The sequence below is a fragment of the Streptomyces sp. NPDC054770 genome, from assembly GCF_053611985.1.
The window spans coordinates 66,682-73,164 of the sequence record NZ_JBSHBL010000054.1; the positions used below are offsets into that span (position 1 = coordinate 66,682).

Here is a 6,483-nt window from a genome sequence, read left to right on the forward strand (position 1 = left end):
AGGCATGTGGGCATGACTACCCGAATTTGTCATGATCGCTACAAGCCTGAGCCCGATTTCGAGGTCCTCGGAGAAATACGGACCGAGCGCCGGGGCCGGATTGCCGTGTCTACGGCATGTGCAGCACCTGCTCGCCCCAGATGGTCTTGCCGGTGCGGGTGTAGCGGGTGCCCCAGCGGTGAGTGAACTGGGCGACCATGAACAGGCCGCGGCCGCCCTCGTCGAACACCCGGGCCCGGCGCAGATGGGGACTGACGCTGCTTCCGTCGCTGACCTCGCAGATCAGCGTCTCGCCCTTGATGAGCCGCAGCCGGATCGGCCCTCCGGCGTGCCGCATCGCGTTGGTGACCAGCTCGCTCACCACCAGTTGCGTGACGAACGCGGCCTCCGCGAGTCCCCACAGGGCGAGCTGTTCCGCCGTGAGCCGGCGGGCGTCGGCGACGACCGCGGGATTGCCGGGCAGGTCCCAGCTGGCGAGGCGGTCCTCGTCGAACACGCGGGGGCGGGCCAGGAGCAGGGTGACGTCGTCGGCGTGCGGCTCGGGGCACAGGGTGTCCAGGACGGTGTCGCACAGCGCGTCGAGCGAGGCGGCCGGGAGGGCGAGGGCGCTGCGCAGGTCGGAGAACCCTTCGTCGATGTCACGGTCCCGGGTGCTGAGGAGGCCGTCGGTGAACAGTGCCAGCAGGCCCCCTTCGGGCACGATGACGTCCGCCGCCTCGAACGGCAGACTGCCGAGGCCCAGCGGGGGGCCACAGGGCATGTCGATGACACTGCTGGTGCCGTCCGGGTGGATCAGTACCGGGGCGGGGTGGCCGGCGCGGGCCAGGGAACAGGTGCCGGAGACCGGGTCGTAGACGGCGTACAGGCAGGTGGCACCGATGTCGCCGGGGATCTCACCGCCGGGTTCGCCGCCTTGCTCGCCCGCGGTGTGGGTGATGATGTCGTCGAGGTGGGTGAGGAGTTCCTCGGGCGGCAGGTCGATGTCGGCGAGGGTGCGCACGGCGGTCCGCAGGCGTCCCATGGTCGCGGAGGCGTTGATGCCGTGCCCTACGACGTCGCCGACCACCAGGCCGACCCGTGCCCCGGGCAGCGGAACCACGTCGAACCAGTCACCGCCCACCTGGGCGCCGCCGCCCGCGGGCAGGTAACGGGCTGCCGTCTCCACCGCGGGGTGCACGGCCGACTCCCGGGGCAGCAGGGCCCGCTGCAGTGCGAGCGCGATGCCGCGCTCCCGCGTGAACCGGCGGGCGTTGTCCAGACAGATCGCGAGCCGGTCGACGAGGTCCTCGCTGATCGCCGTGCAGTCCGGGCCGAAGGCTTCCTCGTGCGAGGCCGCGTACCTGACGAACAGGACCGCCCCGAGGGAGACGCCCTGAGCCCGGATCGGCACGGCGATCAGCGAGTGGGGGCCGAACGTCTCCGCGAGCGACGCCTGAACGGGATCCTCGGCCAGCCAGCGGATGACCTCGGGATCCCTGGTGCTGTGCCGAACGGCCCGGCTCTCGGCCAGGCACCGGGCGACCGGCGACGACCACGGATGAGGGTGCACTTCCGTGGCGCCGATCACCGCATCGAGCGCGTGCACGTGCCCGGCGGCCCACCGGTGTGCCGCCCTGCGCAGGGCGGTGACATGCCGAGGAAGGCCGGGCGCGGGCAGCTCACCCTGGAAGACGGGCTCCAGAAGATCCACGCTGACGAAGTCGGCGAAGCGGGGGACGGCGAGTTCGGCGAATTCTCGTGCGGTTCCCCTGATGTCCAGGCTCGTACCCACACGGGTCCTGGCCTCGCTGATCAAGGCGATGCGCTCCCTGGAGTCGTACTGCTGGGAGTAGTCGGACGCCGCGACGCCCACCGCGCACACCGAGCCGTCCGTGTCCTTGAGCGGGAAGACGTCCATGGCCCAGGCGTGCGCCTTGGCTTCCCCGGGGAGCCTGACGATGGGCTCCGCCGCTTCCGCTTTCCCGGTCCGGGCGACCCGAAGGACCCGCCGCTCCACCTCCTCGATGGCGTTGCCCTGGAGGATCTCGGTCAGGCGCCGGCCGCGGGCCTCCTCCTCGGAAAGACCCCCCACTCCGAGCATCGGCTGGTTCCCGCGCAGCACGCGTGCGTCGAGGTCGCAGATGGCGACGGCAAGCGGCTGCTGTTCGAATATCCACTGCGGGAGCAGGGAATCCCGGGGCGCGTCTGCCGCGGCCTCGGGCACGGCCGTCAGCAGGAGCAGGAAGCCGCCGTCCCGATCGGTGTCCTGCAGCGGGCACAGGTGCACCTGCGCGTGCAGCGGGAGGCCGTCGCGGTGCCGCAGCGTTCCCTCGGCCGTCAGCAGGTCGTCCACCGGCCTGCCGATGATCTCGACAGGGGCGTATCCGAGCAGTTCCTGCGCACCACTGCTCCAGTGGGTGACGCAGCCGTCCCGGTCCAACACGCCTGTCGCCGCGGACACGTCCAAGCGAGCACCGGTGAATCGGCGAGTGTTCCGCCTGTCCCAGGTGTGCATGGTGGTCTCTGATCTCTTGTCGCAGGCAGTATCCACAGTGCTCCTGGCACCAAGGGATCGCAAGCTTCGGGCGACCGGCCTCGCCGACGAGGCCCTGCACGCCGGCGGAGCGATCTTGCGGCGTTCGCAGGGAGGACGCGCGATTGCGCGCCGGTCACCCGTGGCGCTGCCGGGCAGACGCTCCGTGAACGGATTCATCCGTGGCGGGATCGCCCTCGTACGGAGAGTGCTCAGTGGGTGAGCCCCATCGCCAGCGCCACCGGTACGGCGGTCAGGGCCAGCAGGGCGAGAATGCCCGCGGGGCGGCCGAAGTTGACGGTCCAGCCGATGCCGAACCGCTTGGGCACGAACACTGAGCTGTCGTCCCGGTTCACGTAGATGAGGCCGCCTTTCCAGTGGCGGTCGTCGTCGCGGTTGACGACCCGGGACCCGCTCGCCTCGTCGGCGTCGACGGGCAGGCGGCTGCCGTGTGCGCCGGTACGGACGGCCACGGCGAGGACGAACGCGACACCCGCCAGGAGCGGGAGGCCGATCGCCGCCGCTGCCGCCGCACGGTTCCCGTACACCTCCCACGTGACCAGGGCCGTCCCGAGGAGCGACAGGTCCACGCAGGCAGCCAGCACGAGCAGGCCGCGGCTCGTCCAGCGGATGAACGCCCGGTGCTGTGCGGCGGAGGCGCGCGGCCGTTCGGCGTCGAGCGACTGCCGGCTGCGCAGCGCGAACACGGCCGTGCCGGCCAACAGCGCGCTCGACGCGATCTGCAGGAACACGGGCGTGAAGGCGACGGCGACGGTGGTACGGACATGCCCGTCGGGATGGCCGGCCGCGTTCCAGTGGGTGGTGAGCGTCGCGGGCAGCGACGGATAGCGCAGCGCTCCGGCGCCGGCGGTCGCGGCGGTGACCAGCAGCGCGGGCAGCGCCCACAGCCAGGGAAAGCGCTCGGGGTCGGTGCGGATGGAGAGGTCGACGGCGACGCCCTGCCGCACGCCGTCGTACCAGCCGCCCTCGGCCTTCGCGGCGGCGACCGCACGGTGGGCGCGGTAGTACGCGGCCCAGTCGAGCCCGACGAGGAGCGCGATCGCGCACGGGGGCGTGACCGCGTTCGCGACGGTGGTGCGTCCGGCCAGCACCAGGACCGCCGTGGCGGAGGCGGTGACGGCGGCTCCCGCGGTCAGGGTCCGGCGGCGGTAGGGGCGGACGGCTGCGGTGACGGCGGGTTCGCCGGCGCGCTCTCGCGGGACGCGGACGCCGAACGGCAGGGTGGCCTGCGCGAGCGACGGCATCGCCCATGCCACGGCGGTGAACAGCAACAGGACGGTTGCCTGGAGGAGAAGCGGCACGGTCATGTGGCGGGTTCCCTTCCCCCGGTGAGGAGTTCCGCGCACAACTCCTGGACGGCGTCGGCGTCGAGGCCTTGTGCGAGGGCTTCGGCGAGGAGAGTGCGGGCGCGCGCCCTCCAGTCGTCGACGAAACCCGGCGGCGGGGGCCCGGTGTCGTGGTCGCGGGCGACGACCGCCCCGTGTTTGCGGGTGAGCTGGATGAGGCCTTCCTGGCGCAGCAGGTCGTAGGCCTTGTTGACCGTGTGGAAGTTGATGCCGCAGTCGGCGGCCAGGCCCCGGGTGGAGGGCAGCGACGTGCCGGCGGGCAGTGCTCCGGAGGCGATGCCTTCGACGACGCGGTCGCGGATCTGCTGATAGATCGACACATCGCTGCTGAGCTCGAGAGGGATGAGCATGACCGCCTCCTGTCCCCCCGTGCTTCGTGTCCCGTGCTTCGTGTCCCGCGCTCCGCGCCTCGTGCCCCGTGCCTCGTGCCCCGCGGTCGGATCCGGGCCGCTGTGCGAACCGCCCAGTGTTCTAGAAAACATAGAACACGTGCCGACATGGGGCCAATCGCCCACCGGGCGGCCCGCCCGCCCGGTAAAGGGGATCTTTACGCGGATCCGATGGACCGGCCGGAGCCAGTGTTCTATGTTTCATATAACAGCTAGCGCAGAAAGGCAGGCCGGATGCCCGCACCGCTCGTCCTGGAGGGCGTTCGCGCCGGCTACCGGGGCACCGAGACGCTCGGCCCCGTCGACGTCACGCTGACGACCGGCGTGCACGCCCTCCTGGGCCGCAACGGCGCGGGCAAGACGACCCTGATGCGGGTCATGGCGGGCATCCTCGCGCCGCTCGCGGGCCGTGTCCTGGTCGGCGGCGCGGATGTCGCGCACCACCCGGGGCGGAAGGACACGATCGCCTATCTCGGCCATCGGGCCGCGCTCTCGCCGGACTTGACGGTGCGGCACAACCTGGAGTTCTGGGCGGAGTTACGCCACGCCGATCCCGCCGTGCGGGCGGACCGACTCCGTGAGGTGCACGACACGTTCACGCTGGCCCCGCTGTGGGAGCGCCGCACGGGACGCCTCAGCCGGGGGCAACTGCAGCGCGTCGACCTGGCCCGCGCCCTGCTCGGCGCTCCCCAGGTGCTGCTTCTGGACGAGCCGCTGACGGGCCTCGACCCGGTGACATCGGCCCTCGTACGCGACCTGATCCGCTCCTGGGCGCGTACCCGCACGGTCCTGTACTCGACACACAACCTGCCCGAGGCGCTGAGCGTCGCCACGGACGTGCTGGTCCTCAAGGACGGCATGCTCACCGTACGCAACGACCTGGTGGGCGACACCGATCGCGACACGTATGTCCTCCGGTGCGAGGGAAGCTGGCCCGCCGCCCTGGCTGCCGCCGCCCCGGCGACGGCGCTGGGCGACGGACGCGTACGCGTCGACGTACCCCCCGGAGAGACCATCGGCGGCCTGATCGCGCGCGCCGTCACCCTGGGCGTGCCGGTACTCCGCGTGGACCGGGTACCCGTCGACGCGGACGCGGTGCTGCGGGAGTTCCTGGAGGACGCGCGATGACGTACCGACGGCTGGCCCGCGCCCTGCTGCGGCGGGCCTGGGCGCAGCAGGGCCGGCAGGCCGTCGCCCTGCCCGCGGCGGTCGCCGCCGCGATCGTGGTGCTCCTGCTCGTCGTGCCCCGGCTGATCCCCGGCGCCCTGCACGGCGACCTGACGCCGCCCCTCTCCGGCCCCGTGCGCGTGACCTCGGCGCATCCGGGCCTCACCGACGCGGCGATGGCGACGGCGCTGCTCACGGCGCCCGAACTGCTGGCCCTGGCCGCCTCGTTGATGAGCCTGACGGTGAGCCGCTCGATCCTCGGCCCGGATGTCTCGGGCGGCATGGCGGAGGGGCTGCTCGCCACTTCGCTGCGCCCCCGCACGATCTTCCTCGGCTACGTCACGGCGACATACGCTCTGTCGCTGCTCGCCTGGGCGGTGCTCGCCGGGGTGTTTCTGGGCCTGGCGACCGCGGCCGTGGCGCTCGACGGCAGTTCGGTCGCCATGACGGGCGAGTACGGTGCGACGGCGTTGCTCATCCCGCTCGCCTCGATGCTGTGGGCCACCTCGCTGCTCACCTTCGTGGCGTTCCTCCATCCGGCGTGGCTGAAGGTCACGGCGGGCCTGAACGGCGGCCCGGTACGCCTCGCGGCGCTGGCCCCGGCGCTCGCCGCGGTGATCACGCTCACCGCGCGGCCCGGCTCGTACCGGCTCTTCTCCTGGTCGTACGTGGCCGGGTGCGCCGGCGCGTCCCTGGTCCTGCTCGCCGCGCTCGCCGCCCTGTTCGCGGGCGAACGCCTCCTCGACTCATGACCGTCCCCCTTCGTCGTACGACAGGAGCAGAGATGCGCGATACGCCGGTGATGTGCACCAAAGGACATGTCTTCTGGGCCAGTTGGACGGCCGGGGCCTCCGTCACCACGATCCGTCTCGGTCCCCGCCGCATCGGCTGGTGCCCGGTGGGCCGGCACGTGGCGATGCTGCGCAGGGCGGACACGAAGAATCTGACGCCCGAGCAGCACGCGGAGCTGTACGGCGACTGAGGGCGCCCGGCCACCGGAACGCCAAGGTCGCCGACTGCCTGACGGAGAAAGGGAGGGGGTTGTGTC

The 6,483-nt window shown here is 72.0% G+C and carries 6 protein-coding genes; 3 read left to right on the forward strand and 3 right to left on the reverse strand.

The features are described from left to right. Nucleotides 1–109: 109 nt before the first annotated feature. The 3 genes from ACWGKQ_RS35920 to ACWGKQ_RS35930 all read right to left on the reverse strand — a co-directional run bounded on the left by ACWGKQ_RS35920 (nucleotide 110) and on the right by ACWGKQ_RS35930 (nucleotide 4,229). The gene (locus ACWGKQ_RS35920) at nucleotides 110–2,440 is read right to left on the reverse strand and encodes a SpoIIE family protein phosphatase (protein WP_453296221.1); all 2,331 of its coding nucleotides are present in this window, start codon (nucleotides 2,438–2,440) and stop codon (nucleotides 110–112) included. A gap of 284 nt (nucleotides 2,441–2,724) precedes the next feature. Further along, a complete protein-coding gene (locus ACWGKQ_RS35925) occupies nucleotides 2,725–3,840 on the reverse strand; it encodes a DUF1648 domain-containing protein (protein ID WP_453296222.1) in 1,116 nt (371 codons plus the stop codon). Next, entirely contained in the window at nucleotides 3,837–4,229 is a 393-nt protein-coding gene (locus tag ACWGKQ_RS35930; RefSeq protein ID WP_453296223.1) for a GntR family transcriptional regulator, read from the reverse strand. Before ACWGKQ_RS35930 ends, ACWGKQ_RS35925 begins: the two co-directional genes overlap by 4 nt. A gap of 273 nt (nucleotides 4,230–4,502) precedes the next feature. Here ACWGKQ_RS35930 and ACWGKQ_RS35935 point away from each other — a divergent pair, with 273 nt between their 5' ends. Genes ACWGKQ_RS35935 through ACWGKQ_RS35945 form a run of 3 tightly spaced genes read left to right on the forward strand, consistent with a single transcriptional unit; the run spans nucleotide 4,503 to nucleotide 6,417 of the window. Next, nucleotides 4,503–5,396: an ABC transporter ATP-binding protein gene (locus ACWGKQ_RS35935; RefSeq protein ID WP_453296224.1), complete on the forward strand. Its 894-nt coding sequence runs from the start codon at nucleotides 4,503–4,505 to the stop codon at nucleotides 5,394–5,396. After that, nucleotides 5,393–6,187 (forward strand): hypothetical protein, encoded by a 795-nt coding sequence (locus ACWGKQ_RS35940; RefSeq protein WP_453296225.1) that lies wholly within the window; start codon nucleotides 5,393–5,395, stop codon nucleotides 6,185–6,187. The genes ACWGKQ_RS35935 and ACWGKQ_RS35940 overlap by 4 nt, the downstream gene beginning before the upstream one ends. Nucleotides 6,188–6,219: 32 nt before the next feature. Beyond that, entirely contained in the window at nucleotides 6,220–6,417 is a 198-nt protein-coding gene (locus ACWGKQ_RS35945; protein WP_453296226.1) for a hypothetical protein, read from the forward strand. Nucleotides 6,418–6,483 lie beyond the last annotated feature (66 nt).

Coding starts and splice junctions, on each gene's coding strand:
- ACWGKQ_RS35925 (WP_453296222.1), bottom strand. CDS start 3,840: ATGACCGTGCCGCTTCTCCTCCAGGCAACCGTCCTGTTGCTGTTCACC.
- ACWGKQ_RS35935 (WP_453296224.1), top strand. CDS start 4,503: ATGCCCGCACCGCTCGTCCTGGAGGGCGTTCGCGCCGGCTACCGGGGC.
- ACWGKQ_RS35930 (WP_453296223.1), bottom strand. CDS start 4,229: ATGCTCATCCCTCTCGAGCTCAGCAGCGATGTGTCGATCTATCAGCAG.
- ACWGKQ_RS35940 (WP_453296225.1), top strand. CDS start 5,393: ATGACGTACCGACGGCTGGCCCGCGCCCTGCTGCGGCGGGCCTGGGCG.
- ACWGKQ_RS35945 (WP_453296226.1), top strand. CDS start 6,220: ATGCGCGATACGCCGGTGATGTGCACCAAAGGACATGTCTTCTGGGCC.